This is a genomic window from Actinoplanes regularis (assembly GCF_900188005.1).
Lineage (GTDB): Bacteria > Actinomycetota > Actinomycetes > Mycobacteriales > Micromonosporaceae > Actinoplanes > Actinoplanes regularis.
The window spans coordinates 13,904-29,711 of the sequence record NZ_FZNR01000033.1; the positions used below are offsets into that span (position 1 = coordinate 13,904).

The following is a 15,808-nucleotide window of genomic DNA, read 5'->3' on the forward strand; positions in this document are numbered from 1 at the left end:
TCCACCGTGAGGTGCGGGAAGGCGTCCCGCGGCGCGTCCGGTCAGGCGGCGTCGTCGACCCGGAGGCGGAAGCCGCGCTTGATGACCGTCTCGATGTGCTTGCCGGAGCCGAGGGCGGCGCGCAGCCGGGCCACCGCGACGTCGACGGCATGCCCGTCGTTGCCCCGCGGCAGCGCCTCCGCGAGCTGGTCCTTCGAGACCACCGCGCCCGGGCGGCGGGCCAGCGACGACAGGATCGCCATCGCGGCCGGCGCGAGCGCGTGCGCCACTCCGTCGATCAGCACGGCGTGCCCGCGTACCTCCAAAGTCGAACCGGCCACCTGGAGCCGGACCGCCCGCCGGGGCAGCTCGTCGGTGACCGTCTTGATCAGCGCACCGAGCCGGAAGCGTTCCGGCATCACCACCGGGATGTCCCGCTCGAGCAGGGGTGCCGCGGTCACCGGCCCGACACAGGCGGCCAGCGTGCCGCCGCGGAACGCGCCCTCGACCTCCACCCCGGCGTCGCCGGCGATGTGCAGGAACGCCTTGACCGCGGGCGCGCTGGTGAACGTCACCGCGTCGATCAGACCGGCGCTGACCTGCTCGGCGAGCCGGCGCACCGGGGTGATGTCGGGCGGCAGCGTCCAGCGGTACACCGGAACCTCGACCACCGCGGCACCGGCCGAACGCAACGCGTCGACGAACTCGGTCTGCGGCTCGCCGTGCTCCTGCACCACGATCCGCTGCCCCGACACACCGTCGGACAGCAGCCGTTCGAGCACCTCCTCGGAGGCCTCGGTCTTGGCCGCCCAGTCCTCGGTCAGCCCGGCCGCCCGGATCGCCCCGCACGGCTTCGGTCCCCGAGCGATGATCTTCGCCCCGCGCAGCGAGGCCCGCAGCGTGTCGCCCAGACCCCAGCCCTCGGCCGCCTCCAGCCAGCCACGGAACCCGAACCCGGTGGTCGCCACCACCAGATGCGGCTCCAGACCGATGCAGGCCTCGGTGGCCGAGCGCAGCGCCGCGTCGTCGATCAACGGCACGATGGTGATCGCGGACGCGCTCACCACCCGCGCGCCACGCCGCTCCAGCAGCGCGGTCATCTCATCGCGGCGTCGCTCCGCGGTGATCGCCACGGTGAAGCCGGCCAGTGCGCCCTCGGTCATCCGGTCTCCATCCTGTGCCGCCGTATCCGCTGCTAGGGTCCTAAGACCTGGTTTCGGGAACGGTAGGTAAATGTTTCCGGGGTGATAACGCCGACTCACTTCCCCGCTGAGCGGGCTTGTGAGTGATTGATCATCCCCTGGTCACGGCCTGTTGCCGCCGTTGCCGGGCGCCCATCCCACTCCTCGGGCGACTTCGGTCACACCCCGCAGCAGCAGCGCGATTGGCCAGGCTCTCGCCGACCTGCCGTGCCGGTCTCGCGCGAGACCGCGCCGCAAGGACCGGGGCGGTCGACCATCGGCCGACCGCCCCGCCTTGTTCAGTCTTTACCCGACCGCATACGCCCGCAGTACCGTCACCGCGGCGGTATTGCCCGCGGTGTCAGTGGCGTTGGCGCGCAGCGACACATACCCGGTGCCGGCGGGATTGGTCACCTGCACCAGTCGCCGGTCGCCCGTTCCATACACCTTCGCCGACTGCCACGTTCGCCCGTCGTCGGTGGAGAACTCGACGGTCAGCGTGCGGTTCGGCTTGGCCGCTGAATCGGCCAGCCGATCCACGGTGACCGGGATGACGAACGCCTTGCCGGCCGGTGCCGTGTTCCTCTCGTCCAGGCGCGGGCTGAATCGCACCGTGGACAACGGCAGTCGGACCGGAGTTTCGCCGGCCGATGCCGAACGGAACGTCCAGGAGGAACTGACCGATGTCGACAGGCGGAACGGTGCGCCACGGGTGGCGGACTGCTCCAGCCGGTACTTCGCGTTCCCCGGCGGCACCTCGAACTCGGCGTAGCTGGACGGTTCCTCGCCGATCAGCGTGCCCCCGGCGTAGAGCGCGGTCCGCGCGGTCTCGGTGCGTGCCTGGCCCCACTGCCCGAGGCCGTCGCCGAACAGCGGGACGCCGGCCACGATCACGTTCTCGTTGCGCACCGCCGCATCGATGTCATCGGCAACGGAAGGGGCGAACACCGCACGGTTCCAGGCTTCCCGGTAGGTGGTGCCCGCCTGGTACCGCTTGTTGGGCGAGAAAGCGATGCTGAGCAGTTCGGGGAAGCTCTCCGGGTCACGTTGCACCTGCTGGTCGAACTCGCCCGACCAGGTAGTCCCGCCCTCGGCGCTCAGCCACTCGGTGCGCTCCGACGGCAGCCGGAACGGGATGCCCACGACCCAACCGCCGATACCGTGTCCCAGATCGGGCCAGTTCAGCTTGACGCCGGAGACGCCCTCGGCATCCCGAGCGAATCTGGACTTCACGGTGGCCAGCTCCCCGGCCCGGACGTTCTTGGTGAAACCGGTGTAGAACGTGCCCGTCTTCAGGTAGGCGAGCTCGTAGATGAAGGGGGTGTCCTGGAATGTCTGCCCGGCCTCATCGAACTTCGCGAAGGCCGCGCTGACCGATCCGAAGAAGTCCGCCTGCCTGGCGCGCGGGCCGACCTGCCCCACGAACAGGTCGTCACCACTTTCGGACAGCGCACCGGCGCTGACCCCGGAGTCGTCGCCGACCCAGTCGGCGTTGACCGCGACCAGGGCCGGCGTCGCGTCCTTGCGGGGCACGGTGATTTTCACCGGCTTGCCATGGCCAGCGTCCAACCGCACGGTCGTCGGGCCGTCGACCACGAGCTTCGACTGGACCAGCATCGTCGTGTCGGCCTCACCGAAGATCCAGGTGAACAGGCCGTACTCCCCCTTGGGCAGCCGCACCCTGTCGGTCGTCTCGGAGCCGAAGACGTCGTAGGTATCGGGGATGCCCAGTCGGCTCAGGGACGTGAAATGCTCGGCCGCCTTTCCGTCCCGGCCCAGGTGCGCCAGCGTGACGTCGTAGCTCTCCACCTCACGGTTCACCGCGATCGGGGTCTCCACCCGGACGTCGCCAGGGCCGGTCGCGACCAGCCGCCCGGTCTTGAAGCCGTCGGTGCCGTCTCCGCCGGTGTCCGCCGTGACCGTGGTCGTGGCAGTGCCGCCGGCCGGCACGGTGACGCTGGTCGCCGCGAGCGAGAACGTGCCGGAGTCGCCGATCAGCGACAACGACAGGGTGATCGGTCCGGTGCCGCCGTTGCGGTAGGTGGCGGTTCTGGTGACCGGTACGTCGTCGTCGTGCGGCCACATCTGGCGGCCGAAGCTGAGGCTGCCCTCGTCCACGGACACTTCCTGGCGCACGACGCGGGCCACATCGACACGACCCGCGCCCTGACCGAAGACGTTCACACCCTCAGCCGGCTTCGCCGCGCCCATCAACAGGGTCTTGCGCTGCTTCGCGGACCATCCGGGGTGCCGCTGAGTGACGATCGCCGCCGCGCCGGCAACGTGCGGGGTGGCCATCGAGGTTCCGGAGAGGCTCACATAGCCGTCCGCGGCCGGAGTGCCGATCTGGCCGTTCGTCGCCCCCGCGGCAACGATGTCCACGCCCGGCGCGGTGATGTCCGGCTTGATCGCGTCGTCGCCGACCCGAGGGCCGCGACTGGAGAAGTCGGCCAGTTGGTCCTTGTCATCCACCGCACCGACGGTGAGCGCCGAGTCGGCGCTGCCCGGCGAGCCGACCGTCGCGGTGCCGCCGGAGTTGCCGGCCGCGATCACGAAGAGGGACCCGTGTGCCGCGGTGAGGTCGTTGACGGCCTGCTCCAGCGGGTCGATGCTCGGCGAGTCACCACCGCCCAAGCTGATGTTGATTACGGGAGCGGTCTTCGCCGCCCACTGCATGCCGGCCAGGATCGCCGACTCATCACAGAACTCGGTCTCGCACACCTTGCCGATCGCCAGCTTCGCACCGGGCGCCACGCCCTTGTACTTGCCACCGGATTTCGCGCCGCTTCCGGCGATGATCGACGCGACGTGCGTACCGTGGCCGACGACGTCGTCGGTGTTCGGGTCGGCGGTGAAGTTCTCGTTCGCCACGATCTTCCCGGCGAAGTCCGGGTGGGTGGCGTCGATGCCGGAGTCGAGGATCGCCACCGTCACGCCGGTACCGTCCAGACCCGTCTGCCAGGCAGCCGGCGCACCGATCTGCGGCACGCTGACGTCCAGGTCGAGTTTGCGCTTGCCGTCCAGGTGGATCCGCTCGACGCCCGGGCGAAGAGCGCGCGCTTCCGCCGTACCCGTGGTCAGCGATTTCCAGAGCTCGGCTCGCTCGGTGCGCTCCGCGCGCACCGCGAGCATGCCCACCCCGCTCAGATCGCGGGCGGCATGGGCCGTCGCGTCTGTCGCCGCCTTGGCGGCCGCCGGTCCCTTGCGGTTTCCGGACCGGGGGTACGCGAGGAGCAACGGCAACTCGGCCTCGCCGGTGTAGCCGTACTCGCGCAGGGCGGTCAGGTCGAACAACCGCTGGTCGAGCCGACCGCTCCTGACCAGCGGCAGCGCATCCACCGGTATCACGTAATGGTGCCCGCCGGCCTTGCGGCTGACGAACCGCGTTCCCGTCCGTCCGGGTGCGCGTTCGATGCCGACCTGGCCGTCCGCTGAGACGATCAGCCGGTCACCGGTGATCAGAGTGATACTGGAGGACTTCTTCGCCAGCTGGCCGGAAGGTGCTCCGGAACGAAGCGCCGCGGACGCCGCATCGGGTGCCACCACGGCGAGTGCGGCAGCCATCCCCACGGCGATCAGGGCAGTGGGCAGCTTTCTCAGACGCATACAGGGCCCTCCCGTCGACCGGATCCAAAGATCCGGAACCCATAGATGCCCGCAACTTTTCCATGGTCGCGCAAACGGGTGTCCGAAGTAGATCCGAGAAGGGCGCCCGAACCTCAACACAGCAGACCGTGGGCAACGGCGGAAACTCGCTGCTCGGCGGTGAAACGAACGGCGGGATCGATGCGCCCGGCAAATCCGGTGACGAATATGGCGGCGGGCCGATGCTCGGAATGGGCTGCCTGATTTTCAGCTTCAGCTCGCTTCGTCGGGCAAATCGACCTGACCCGAGATGTAGCGACCATAGGTCAGTGGCCGATCGATCTCGACAAAGTGGTGCCGGTCGAGGAACACCCCCGCTATCGGCCGCACGAGTCGACCCGGCCGTCCGAGCCGCCCAGGGCGAAGCCGAGAACGAGAACCTGGTACCAGGGAGGTCAGGCGTCGTAGAGCTCGTAGTCGTCGGTGCTCGGCGGCTCGGGGTCGACGCCGAGAGCGCGCAGGTCGGCGGCGGTGAATGTCCGGTCGGCGCGGTCGCCGAGGATGATGCCGAGGAGCGTGTCGAGCATCTCCAGGTGGTCCTCTCGGTTCTCCCGGACTCGCGCTTCGATCCGTTCGGCGGCCGCCATCACCCGGGCGCCCGCGTCACCGGCCTGCTCCAGTTTCCTGACGAGCAGCCCGGCCTCCAGGAAGTCGCTGAACGGCGTGGCCTGCCGGTGCAGGGAGCTCGCAGTCGACTGGAAGAGCATGAACAACACCCTGCCGGTCAGGTCGGACATTCCCTGGCGACTCAGCCGCAGGTCGAAGAGCCGCTCGAGTCCGTCGAGCATCGCCTGGTGGTGGGCCTGCAGCGCGTCGTTGTAGGCGACCGTCTCGGGGTAGTAGCCGCCGAAGCGATTGCGCGCCGCGGCCAGGTAGGCGTGAACGAGCGCGCTCCGGCCGTACGTCGTCGTCATGATCTTGAATTTAGGGGACGGCGGCGCACAGCGCGCCTCGATGATCAGCGCGGCCGGGGACGGTCGTCAGCGTTGCAGGAGGCCGCTCGCCTCCCAGAGGGATTTGGCGGCGCGGCCGCGGCCGATCAGGTCCAGGTCGGCGAGGAAGGCGACGATCCGTTCGCCGGCCCAGCGCATCGTCTCCTGGTGGTGGGGGTTGGCACGGGCGGCCCGGATCCCCTCCTGCGGGCTGATGCCGACCGACTCGTAGACGCGCGGGTCGATGAGCCGGGTCCCGGTCAGGTAGGCCGCGCGGGCGATGACCAGGCGGTCGAAGGCGAGCCGGGACCTACCGGCGAGCCGGATCTGGCGGGCCAGTTCCTCGCGGGCGAAGCGCACGTGCCGCGCTTCCTCGACCACGTGGATGCGGGAGACCGTCCGGACCAGAGGCTGCACGTTCTCGTCGGCCATCGCCTCGCGCTGCAGCGTGTCCAGGATCTCCTCGGCGATCAGGATGGCGGCGAACATCCGCGGGCCGGTCGCGGTGTGCCCGATCCACCGGCCGAGGAACTGGTCGATGCCGGTCGGGCGGTAGACCGGGGTGCCGAGCCAGGCGATCATCTTGCCGAACATCACCGAGTGGCGGCACTCGTCGGCGACCTCGGTCAGTGCGTACTGGGCGTGCGCGGTGGTGGGGTCCTGGTTGAGGTATCCGCGGACGAGCATCTGCATCAGGATCGTCTCGAACCAGACGCCGAGGCCGGCGATGCTGGCGACCTCGTGTTTGGTGAGCTCGATCCGCTGCTCCTCGGTGAGCCGGTCCCAGAGGGGGGTGCCGTAGAGGCTGGAGCGGTGGATGGGGACGAAGTACTTGCCCTCGACGAACGGGGCGTCCCAGTCGATCTCGATCTCCGGGTCGTAGGAGTGCTCGGCGGAGGAGCGGAGCAGCCGGGTGGCGGTGCGCTCCCGGTCGGATGGGGTCACTGTCGTCATGGCGTCCTCCAAAACCGCAGATATCAGACAAATGCCTACGAAAGCCCTAGTTGGCACTTGGTAAAGCTTGACGTTACCGGCGGTAACAGTTACTTCTAGTACTATGAACTCGGTCACTCGCCCCGTCAATACCGATGGCCGCCGCGGTCGCTGGGACGGCCACCGCGAGCAGCGACGCGCGGAGCTCACCGCCGCGGCGATCGAGGCGATCCGGCAGCACGGGCCGGAGATCGGCATGGAGGCGATCGCGGCGCACGCCGGCGTCAGCAAGCCGGTGCTCTACCGCTACTTCGCCGACAAGTCGGAGCTCTGGCTCGCGGTCGGGCAGCAGGCCGGGATGCTGGTCCTCGACGCGATGATCCCGGCGGTCGCGGAGGTTCGCGAGGAGCGGGCCGCGATCGCGACAGCTATCGACGTCTATCTGGCACACATAGAGGGCGACCTGAATCTGTACCGGTTCGTGGTGCACCAGCCGGACATCGCCCGGCACCGGGACGTCGTCGCCGACGTGGTGGACACGGTGGCCAGCGGTCTGGCGCGGATCTTCGGCGACCGGCTGCGCGCCCACGGGCTGGACTCCGGCGCCGCACTGCCCTGGGCCTACGGGGTGGTCGGCTACGTCCAGTCGGTCGGCGACTGGTGGCTGCGGCAGCAGCAGCCGATCAGCCGGGAGGCGCTCTGCGAGTACCTGACGACGTTCCTCTGGGCCGGTGTCGCCGGCATCAGCCGAGCGGCCGACACGCCCGGCGGGCTGGCGGCTCTTCAGGAAGGATGGTCGATGCAGTGACCGACGAGGAAGAGTACCGGGGGCCGGCGACGCTGCGGCTGGACGACGGCCCGGTCGCGGTCGAGGTGCGGATGTCCGCGCGCTTCGAGCCGATCGAGGGGCGGTTCCGCTGGGCCGGGCGCATCGACCCGGTCGGTGACCTGCGCGAACGCGTCAGCCGTGGGCTGCGCGAGGCGACCGTCACGATGCCGGGGGCACCGGAGACCCGGGTGCGGCTGAGCGAGCCCGATCTGTGGGGCCGGGTCCGGATCACCGGTGCCGGCACTCCCCCGTGGTTCCCGGCGGTGTCCGCATGAGCGACTTTGACGTGGTGATCATCGGGGCTGGACTGTCCGGGATCGGGGCCGCCTGGCGGCTGCAGAAGCAGCGGCCCGGCGACACCTACGCGATCCTCGAGGCACGGGACGCGATCGGCGGCACCTGGGACCTGTTCCGCTACCCCGGGGTCCGATCCGATTCGGACATGTTCACGCTCAGCTACCCGTTCCGGCCGTGGCGGGAGCCGGAGTCCATGGCCTCCGGCGACAAGATCCGCCGCTACATCCAGGACACCGCCGACGAGGCCGGGATCACCCGGCACATCCGTTTCGGGACGCGGGTGGTCAGCGCGGACTGGTCGTCGGCCGAGGCCCGCTGGACGCTGCGGGCCGAGAACGGCGAGGTCTGCACCGCCCGATTCCTGTACGCCTGTGCCGGCTACTACAGCTACACCGAGGGCTACCAGCCGGATTTCCCGGGCCTCGACGAGTTCCGCGGCAAGCTGGTGCACCCGCAGTTCTGGCCGGCCGACCTGGACCACACCGGCCGGCGGGTCGTCGTCATCGGCAGCGGGGCGACCGCGGTCACCCTGGTCCCGGCGATGGCGGCCGAGGCGGAGCACGTGACGATGCTGCAGCGGTCCCCGACGTACATCGCCCCGCTCCCGAGCCGCGACGTGATCGCTGACCTGGCCCGCCGGGTCCTGCCGCCGAACGCCGCGAACCGGGTCGCCCGCGCCAAGAACATCCTGCTCAGCCAGCTTTTCTACCAGCTCGCCCGGAAGCGGCCGAAGCAGGTCCGCAGGTTCCTGCAGGGCACGGCCGACCGGTTCCTGAAGAACCCGGGCTACGTCGAGGAGCACTTCAAGCCGCGCTACGAGCCGTGGGACCAGCGGCTCTGCGTGATCCCGGACGGCGACCTGTTCCACAGCATCGCCTCCGGCCGGGCGTCCGTGGTGACCGACCGCGTCGACGCGTTCGTCCCGGAGGGCATCCGGCTCGAGTCCGGCCGGGTGCTGGAGGCGGACATCGTGGTGTCGGCAACCGGGCTGTCGCTGCTGCCGGTCGGCGGCATCCGGATCAGTCTGGACGGCACACCGATCGAGATCGGACAGCAGGCGACGTACCGCGGGCTGATGCTCTCCGGGGTGCCGAACCTCGCGTACTGCATCGGGTATGTGAACGCCTCCTGGACCCTGCGGGCCGACCTCTCCCACCGCTACGTGCTCAAGCTGCTCGACCACCTGGAGCGCAACGGTCTCGCCGTCGCGACCCCCACCCAGCCGTCCAGCGCCGGCCGCCCGCTGCTCGACCTCTCCGCCGGATACGTCCAGCGTGCCCTGGACGCGTTTCCACGGCAGGGCGACCGCGACCCGTGGCTGGTACGGCAGAACTACCTGCGGGACGTGGTCTCCACCCCACGTGCCGACGTCACCCGGGACATGACCTTCGCCCGGCGTACCGCTCCCGTCCCCGACACAGAGGTGGTCCGATGACCCGTCTCGATCCCTACCGGTTCGCCGGCCGCACCGCCGTTCTCACCGGCGCGGCCAGCGGAATCGGCGAACAGCTCGCCTACGGCCTGGCGCAGCGCGGCAGCGACCTGGTCCTGGTCGACGTCGACGAGTACCGGCTGAACCCGGTCGCCGCCCGGATCCGCACCGACCACCCCGGACTCACCGTCCAGACGATCGTGGCCGACCTCGCCGACCGCGCGGCCGTCGAGGACGTCGCGACGCGACTGCCATCCACGATCGGGCTCCTGATCAACAACGCGGGGATCGCGCTGGGTGGACGCTTCGATCAGGTCAGTGTGGAGCAGTTCGAGCAGGTCATGAACGTGAACTTCCGCGCTCCGATGCTCCTGACGCACGCCCTGCTGCCGGCCCTGGTCGCGAGCCCGGGCAGCCACCTGGTCAACGTGTCCAGCCTGTTCGGGCTGATCGCGCCGCCCGGGCAGAGCGCGTACTGCGCGAGCAAGTTCGCGCTGCGCGGGCTGAGCGAGTCGCTCCGCGGCGAACTGGCCGAGAACGGGGTCGGGGTCACCACGGTCCACCCGGGCGGCATCCGTACCCGGATCGCGGAGAGTGCGCTGATCGGCTCCGGCGTGCCGGAGTCGGAGGTCGAGCCGAACCGCAAGCTCTTCGACGCGCTGCTCAGCTTCCCCGCGGACAGGGCCGCCGAGCAGATCCTCAAGGCCGTCACGAAACGCAAGGCGCGCCTGCTCATCGCGGCCAACGCGAAAGGCCCGGACCTGCTGCAACGGCTGATGCCGGTCGGCTCCGCGAACATCATCCGGTCGCTGACGGCCGCCTCGGTCCGGGCCGCCGGGCGGCAGAAGGTGGGTGCGGGGCAGTGAATCACTTGGACGTACGGGGTTCGCGCATCCGTTTCCACGAGACCGGCGATCCGGCCGCCCCGCCGGTCGTGCTGCTGCACGGCATCGGCCGCAGCCTGGAGGACTGGGAGCCGCAGCACTCCCGGTTCCAGGACGGGTACCGGGTGATCAGCATCGACATGCCCGGTTTCGGGCTGTCCCAGCGGATGCCCACACCGACCACGCTCCCGGTCCTCGCGGACGGGGTGTGGGCGACGCTGGACGCGCTCGGCGAGACCCGGCCGGTGCATTTGATGGGCAACTCGCTCGGCGGCGCGGTCTCGATGACCATGCTGGCCGCGGCGCCCGACCGGGTGGCGACGCTGACCCTGGTCAACAGCGCGGGCTTCGGCAAGGAGGTGACCTGGGCCCTGCGCATCCTCGCGGTGCCCGGGCTCGGCCGCACCATGCTCCGCAACATCGACAAGCGGACCGCGCCGCGGGTGGAGCGAACCCTCTTCCGGGACCGCGCGCTGGTCACGCCGGAACGGGTCGAGATGGCCGTCCGGATCGCCCGCCAGCCGGATTTCGCGCCGGTCTACCTGGAGATCGCCAGGGAACTGGGCGGATTCGGCGGGGTGGCGCCGGGATGGCGGTCAACGCTGCTGGCCACGCTGGCGGGCCTGAACAAGCCGACCATGATCACGTGGGGAGACCGGGACCGGATCCTGCCGAGCACCCACCTGGCCGCGGCCCGGGCCGCGTTCCCGCACGCCAGGTCTCACATGTTCCGGGAGACCGGTCATATGCCGCAGATCGAGCGGCCTGACGAGTTCGCCGGACTGGTCCGGCCGATGCTCGCCGAGGTCGCGGCCTGAGAGTCGGGATCCGGGTGGCGAGAGGGGGCGCCGCCCGGATTCCGTACATCCCTCGAACGGACGTTCCAGAAAGTCGGAATGTCGACATCGATCGACGATAATCGCTGGTCAGTGACGTTCTTCCGGCCGAGGGTCCGGGGATCTGGAGTTGCGGAACCGGATCGTCGCGCTTTGATGGAGGGTATGCGCAGAGCAGCTTTGCTGATCGTCGCGCTGATCGGGGGATCCATGGCCGGTTGCGGGTCGGGACCACCGAAAGCGCCTGCCACCGATGCCGCCCCACCCATCTTTTCCCCAGCCACCTCTTTCCCTGCCACCTCTTTCCCGGCCGCCTTCTCCCTCGCCACCGCTCTCCCGGCCACCTCCTCCCCAGCCATCACTTCCCCGGCCGCCTCCTCCCCCGCCACCACTTTCCCTGCCAGTTCTTCCCCCACCACCACTTTCCCGGCCGCCGCCTCCCTGGCCGCCACCGCGCCCCTGGCCGCCGGCGGCCTTCCGAAGGGGCCCGGTCGCAACTCACCGACGCTTCCGGACAGCGGCGCGCGCCCGATCGGCTCCGGTGTGGACTTCCGCACCGCCGAGCTGTCCGCCCGGGTCACGATCACCGAGTCACTGATCGCCACCGATCGATACGCGGTCAAAGTGACCGTCCAGGTGTTAGGCGGCACCTACGAGTTCGGCCCGGCGCTGCTCCGCCTCCACCCCGCCACCGGGCCTGACATCGCCCCGCTCACCGGCCGCGCGAACCCGCCCGTCGCGTTCACACTGCACACCGGCGTGACCCGGAGCTGGCAGGTCCCGTTCGCCCACGCCGTCACCAGCGGCGCACAAATCCTGCTGACCGACCCCGCCGGCACCGTCCTCGCCGCCTGGACAACCCGCTGACGGCCTCACCCTCACCCCTCGAAGAACCCCACTGACCAGCCCCTCCCTCACCACCCGGACGACCTGCTGACTAGCCCCGACGGCACCGCCCTCACCGCCTGGACAACCCGCTGACCGCCCTGGCCTCGCGACTCGAAGGACCCGCTGACCAGCCCCGGCAGCACCACATCCCGCCACCCGGACAACCCGCTGACCGCCCTGCCCTCGCGACTCGAAGAACCCGCTGACCAGCCCCGGCAGCACCACATCCCGCCACCCGGACAACCCGCTGACCGCCCTGCCCGCAGCGCCTGAAACAACCCGCTGACCGCCCCGGCGGCGACGCCCACACCGCCCGGACGACTCGCTGGGTTCCCGTCCCCGAGCGTTAGGCTCTTCTCATGATCAGTCCCGAGCCGCAGGACCTGAACCTGCTGGAGGCCCTGCACTCCACCCCGGCCCGCCGCTACCTCTCCACCGAGCCGATCGCCGACGACATCATCCGCGCGATCCTGGACGCCGCGGTCCGCGGCCCGTCCGGCGGCAACTACCAGGGCTGGGCCTGGATCGTGGTCCGCGACCCGGAGCTCAAGAAGCCGATCGCCGACTGGTACCGCGAGGGCTGGAACCGCCACTACGGCTCCCGCCGCGACGAGATCCTGAACGCCCCGGACGGCGGCCCGATGAGCAAGCGCAGCTTCCTCGCCGCCGACCACCTGGCCGCACACCTCGAGGAGGCTCCGGTCTGGATCGTCCCGGTCATGCTCGGCGCCGCGAAATCCACCAACCCGCGCCTCGGGTCATCGATCTACGGGGCGGTCCAGCAGCTGATGCTGGCGGCCCGGGCGTACGGCCTGGGTTCGACTTTGACCACCCTGCACATCGGGCACGAGCAGGACGTCCGGCAGCTCCTCGGCCTGCCGGACGACGCCCTGACCATGGCGCTCATCCCGCTCGGCTACCCGGCCAAGGGCCGCTGGTCGCAGCCCAAGCGCCGCCCCCTGGACGAGGTCGTCTTCTTCGACCGCTACCAGTCCCCCGCCTAACACCTCGCCCCCACACCTCCGCCAGTTCACCCCCCATCCGTATAGATCTTGGCGACCCACGCCCAAATACCAACTACAACTAGCCAAGATCGCATCAAAGCGTGGCCGGTCGGGCGAAGTGGGCCGGTCAAGGCGGCGTCGGCGGAAGACCGGAGCGCTGGCCGGTCGAGCGGAAGCAAGCCGGTCAAAGCAACACCGACAGAAGACCGAAGCACCGACCGGTCAGGCGGGTCAAAGCGGCGCCGGCGGAAGACCCGAGTACTGGCCGGTCGAGCGGAAGCAAGCCGGTCAAAGCAACACCGACAGAAGACCGAAGCACCGACCGGTCAGGCGGGTCAAAGCGGCGCCGGCGGAAGACCCGAGTACTGGCCGGTCGGGCGGAAGCGGGCCGGACGGTTCGCGTACTCCTCGAGGGCGTGCGCGAGCCAGCCCGCGGTGCGGGCGACGGCGAAGATCGCCTCGCCGGCATCCGCCGGCATGTCGTGCCCCAGGGTGAGGGCCGCGAGCGCGAGGTCGATATTGGGCAGAATTCCCGATCTGGTACGTACGGCGTCCGCCAGCCCGGCCGCCGCCTCGCGTACCGGATGATCGCCGAGCAGGTCGAGCAGGACCGTCGCCCGCGGATCGCCGGACGGGTAGAGCGGATGACCGAAGCCAGGAATCCCGCCGCCGGAGCGGAGGTGCTCGGAGACGATCGCGACCGGATCCGCACCGTCGACCGCCCGGGCAAGCAGCGGGTAAACGTGTTCACTCGCGGCCCCGTGCAGCGGCCCGTCAAGAGCGGCGAGCCCGGCGCTGATCACCGCGTAGGGATGCGCGCGGGTCGAGGCTGCGACCCGCGCGGCCAGCGTCGACGCGGCGATGTCATGGTCGGCCAGCAGAATCAGAGCAACCTCCAGCATCCGCCGATCCTTTTCAGACATCGGCCGTTGGGTAAGACGCGGCCACAGCAGCTCGGCGAGCGACACCGGCCCAGCCTCGGAAGGCGCCACCTCGCCCCCGGAAGACACAGGCGCAGCCCCGAAAACCGCCGCCCCAACCCCAGAGGCCGCCGCCCCAACCCCGGGAGGCGCCACCTCGCCCCCGGAAGGCGCCAGGTCGGCCTCGGAAGGGACCGGCTCAGCGCCGGAAGGCACTGAAGCGCTCCCGAACGACCTCGAGACGCCCCCGGAAGATGCCGGGGGCTGCCCTCGCACCGGAAGCGCCGCCACCATCGTGCCGATCAGCGTGCGCCCGGTCGTCACGACCGCCACCGGGCTGGTGTCGAAGCGCAACGGATCCGCGGCGGCGATCGTCGCGACCGTGACCCGTAGCCGGTCGGCGAGCCGCGCTGACGCCGGAAGCAGCGCACCGACCCGCTCGGCGAGCTCCCGCAGTCCGGCGTCGACCCGGAACGGCGACGCCTGCGGCTCACTGGTCCAGAGCAGCCCGGCAACCTCCTCGTACGTCCGGGTCCGGGCCAGCTCGACGGCATCGTGACCGCGATAGAACAGCCCGCCGTCACGGATCAGGGTGATGCCGGTCTGGATGTTCGGGGTGGCCCGTTTCCGGCCGGCGATCAGGGCGTCCACGTCGGCCTTGTCGAACAGGCTGCCCTTCCCGGCCGCGTTCCGGCGGCTGGGCAGCAGGCCCCGGCTCACGTACGCGTAGACCGTCGCGGGTTTGACGCCGAGCCGCTCGGCGACCTGCTCGGTGGTGAGGAGCCGCATGTGCGCATCCTCTCATATTGACTGAATCAACATTGACCGGCCGTCGATCAAGTCGAATCGTGAAGACATGTTGACTGTCAATCCAGGACTCGCCGGTGTCGTCGCGTTCGACACCGAGATCGCCGAACCCGACCGCGACGGCGGCTCGCTCCGCTACCGCGGTGTCGACATCCGCTCCCTGGCCGGCCACGTCTCCTTCGCCGACGTCTGGGCCCTGCTCGCCGACGGCGCCTTCGACCGCGCGCTGCCACCCGCCGAGCCGTTCCCGATCCCGGTGCACTCCGGGGACGTCCGGGTCGACGCGCAGGCCGCCGTGTCGATGCTGGCACCGCACTGGGGTCTGCGGCAGCTGATCGACATCGACGACGTCCAGGCGCGCGACGACCTCGCCCGCACCTCGGTGATGATCCTTTCCTTCGTCGCCCAGGCCGCCCGCGGGCCGCGGCGGGCCGCCGTGCCGCAGCGTCTGGTCGACGCCGGCCGCAACGCCACCGAGCGCTTCATGATCCGCTGGCAGGGCGAACCGGATCCGCGACACGTCACGGCCCTCGACCGGTACTGGGTCTGCGCCGCCGAGCACGGCATGAACGCGTCCACGTTCACCGCCCGGGTAGTCGCCAGCACCGGCGCCGACGTCCCGGCCTGCATGTCGGCGGCGATCTCGGCGCTCTCCGGCCCGCTGCACGGCGGCGCGCCGGCCCGGGTGCTCGGCATGATCGAGGCGGTGGAGCGGTCCGGCGACGCGCGGGCGTACGTGCGCCGTGTTCTCGACGGCGGCCAGCGGCTGATGGGTTTCGGTCACGCGGTCTACCGGGCCGAGGACCCGCGCGCCCGGATCCTGCGCGACGCGGCGTTCGAGTTGGGTGCGCCGCGCTTCGAGGTGGCCCGCGAGCTGGAGCTGGCGGCCCTGGCCGAGCTGCGGGAACGCAAGCCGGACCGGGTCCTGGAGACGAACGTCGAATTCTGGGCCGCGGTGGTCCTGGACTTCGCGGGCGTTCCGGCCGAGCTGTTCGCCTCGCTGTTCACCTGCGCCCGTACGGCCGGGTGGAGCGCCCACATCCTGGAGCAGAAGCGCCTCGGCAAGATCATTCGGCCGTCCGCGGACTATGTGGGGCCGGGCGCGCGGGAGGCCGCCGACCTTCCGGGCTGGGCAACGGCCGTGGAGCGCAACGCATGAGCGATCTTGCGAACAAATCGGTCAAGCGCCGGAGCGCAGCGGAGGTCACGGCATGAGCAAGCTTGCAGGCAGAACGGTCAGA

General features: G+C 70.3%; 13 protein-coding genes. 8 read left to right on the top strand and 5 right to left on the bottom strand.

Features of this window, described 5'->3' with window-relative positions:
• Positions 1 to 41: 41 nt before the first annotated feature.
• The 4 genes from CHC09_RS41870 to CHC09_RS41885 all read right to left on the bottom strand — a co-directional run bounded on the left by CHC09_RS41870 (position 42) and on the right by CHC09_RS41885 (position 6,691).
• Positions 42 to 1,142, bottom strand: coding sequence for a uroporphyrinogen-III synthase (locus tag CHC09_RS41870; RefSeq protein WP_089298830.1), 1,101 nt, complete (start codon positions 1,140 to 1,142; stop codon positions 42 to 44).
• Positions 1,143 to 1,466: 324 nt separating this feature from the next.
• Positions 1,467 to 4,883, bottom strand: a complete 3,417-nt coding sequence (locus tag CHC09_RS41875) for a S8 family serine peptidase (RefSeq protein ID WP_143232888.1) — start codon at positions 4,881 to 4,883, stop codon at positions 1,467 to 1,469.
• Positions 4,884 to 5,200: 317 nt separating this feature from the next.
• Positions 5,201 to 5,719 (bottom strand): hypothetical protein, encoded by a 519-nt coding sequence (locus CHC09_RS41880; protein ID WP_089298832.1) that lies wholly within the window; start codon positions 5,717 to 5,719, stop codon positions 5,201 to 5,203.
• Between the two features lie 66 nt (positions 5,720 to 5,785).
• On the bottom strand, positions 5,786 to 6,691 hold the full coding sequence (locus CHC09_RS41885; RefSeq protein ID WP_089298876.1) for an AurF N-oxygenase family protein: 906 nt from the start codon (positions 6,689 to 6,691) through the stop codon (positions 5,786 to 5,788).
• Positions 6,692 to 6,794: 103 nt separating this feature from the next.
• On the opposite strand from CHC09_RS41885, the gene CHC09_RS41890 reads away from it, so the two are divergent.
• The 7 genes from CHC09_RS41890 to CHC09_RS41920 all read left to right on the top strand — a co-directional run bounded on the left by CHC09_RS41890 (position 6,795) and on the right by CHC09_RS41920 (position 12,840).
• Positions 6,795 to 7,478 carry a TetR/AcrR family transcriptional regulator gene (locus CHC09_RS41890; protein WP_089298833.1) on the top strand — a complete coding sequence of 228 codons (684 nt, stop codon included), beginning with the start codon at positions 6,795 to 6,797 and terminating at the stop codon, positions 7,476 to 7,478.
• Complete coding sequence (locus CHC09_RS41895) at positions 7,475 to 7,774, top strand: DUF4873 domain-containing protein (RefSeq protein ID WP_089298834.1); 300 nt, start codon at positions 7,475 to 7,477, stop codon at positions 7,772 to 7,774. The genes CHC09_RS41890 and CHC09_RS41895 overlap by 4 nt, the downstream gene beginning before the upstream one ends.
• Positions 7,771 to 9,231 (top strand): flavin-containing monooxygenase, encoded by a 1,461-nt coding sequence (locus CHC09_RS41900; RefSeq protein ID WP_089298877.1) that lies wholly within the window; start codon positions 7,771 to 7,773, stop codon positions 9,229 to 9,231. The genes CHC09_RS41895 and CHC09_RS41900 overlap by 4 nt, the downstream gene beginning before the upstream one ends.
• On the top strand, positions 9,228 to 10,094 hold the full coding sequence (locus CHC09_RS41905; RefSeq protein WP_089298835.1) for an SDR family NAD(P)-dependent oxidoreductase: 867 nt from the start codon (positions 9,228 to 9,230) through the stop codon (positions 10,092 to 10,094). Before CHC09_RS41900 ends, CHC09_RS41905 begins: the two co-directional genes overlap by 4 nt.
• Positions 10,091 to 10,930, top strand: coding sequence for an alpha/beta fold hydrolase (locus CHC09_RS41910; RefSeq protein WP_089298836.1), 840 nt, complete (start codon positions 10,091 to 10,093; stop codon positions 10,928 to 10,930). The genes CHC09_RS41905 and CHC09_RS41910 overlap by 4 nt, the downstream gene beginning before the upstream one ends.
• 561 nt (positions 10,931 to 11,491) lie before the next feature.
• Positions 11,492 to 11,815 carry a hypothetical protein gene (locus tag CHC09_RS41915; RefSeq protein ID WP_089298837.1) on the top strand — a complete coding sequence of 108 codons (324 nt, stop codon included), beginning with the start codon at positions 11,492 to 11,494 and terminating at the stop codon, positions 11,813 to 11,815.
• A gap of 380 nt (positions 11,816 to 12,195) precedes the next feature.
• On the top strand, positions 12,196 to 12,840 hold the full coding sequence (locus CHC09_RS41920; protein WP_089298838.1) for a nitroreductase family protein: 645 nt from the start codon (positions 12,196 to 12,198) through the stop codon (positions 12,838 to 12,840).
• A 335-nt stretch (positions 12,841 to 13,175) separates the two neighbouring features.
• Here the strand turns inward: CHC09_RS41920 and CHC09_RS41925 are convergent, their stop codons facing one another.
• Entirely contained in the window at positions 13,176 to 14,549 is a 1,374-nt protein-coding gene (locus tag CHC09_RS41925; RefSeq protein WP_089298839.1) for a citrate synthase, read from the bottom strand.
• Between the two features lie 67 nt (positions 14,550 to 14,616).
• Here CHC09_RS41925 and CHC09_RS41930 point away from each other — a divergent pair, with 67 nt between their 5' ends.
• Positions 14,617 to 15,726 (top strand): citrate synthase 2, encoded by a 1,110-nt coding sequence (locus CHC09_RS41930; protein ID WP_089298840.1) that lies wholly within the window; start codon positions 14,617 to 14,619, stop codon positions 15,724 to 15,726.
• Positions 15,727 to 15,808 lie beyond the last annotated feature (82 nt).

Excerpts from the sequence above, each read along its gene's own strand:
- CHC09_RS41870 (WP_089298830.1), bottom strand. The coding sequence starts at position 1,142 with ATGACCGAGGGCGCACTGGCCGGCTTCACCGTGGCGATCACCGCGGAG.
- CHC09_RS41880 (WP_089298832.1), bottom strand. The coding sequence starts at position 5,719 with ATGACGACGACGTACGGCCGGAGCGCGCTCGTTCACGCCTACCTGGCC.
- CHC09_RS41885 (WP_089298876.1), bottom strand. The coding sequence starts at position 6,691 with ATGACGACAGTGACCCCATCCGACCGGGAGCGCACCGCCACCCGGCTG.
- CHC09_RS41890 (WP_089298833.1), top strand. The coding sequence starts at position 6,795 with ATGAACTCGGTCACTCGCCCCGTCAATACCGATGGCCGCCGCGGTCGC.
- CHC09_RS41900 (WP_089298877.1), top strand. The coding sequence starts at position 7,771 with ATGAGCGACTTTGACGTGGTGATCATCGGGGCTGGACTGTCCGGGATC.
- CHC09_RS41905 (WP_089298835.1), top strand. The coding sequence starts at position 9,228 with ATGACCCGTCTCGATCCCTACCGGTTCGCCGGCCGCACCGCCGTTCTC.
- CHC09_RS41920 (WP_089298838.1), top strand. The coding sequence starts at position 12,196 with ATGATCAGTCCCGAGCCGCAGGACCTGAACCTGCTGGAGGCCCTGCAC.
- CHC09_RS41925 (WP_089298839.1), bottom strand. The coding sequence starts at position 14,549 with ATGCGGCTCCTCACCACCGAGCAGGTCGCCGAGCGGCTCGGCGTCAAA.
- CHC09_RS41930 (WP_089298840.1), top strand. The coding sequence starts at position 14,617 with ATGTTGACTGTCAATCCAGGACTCGCCGGTGTCGTCGCGTTCGACACC.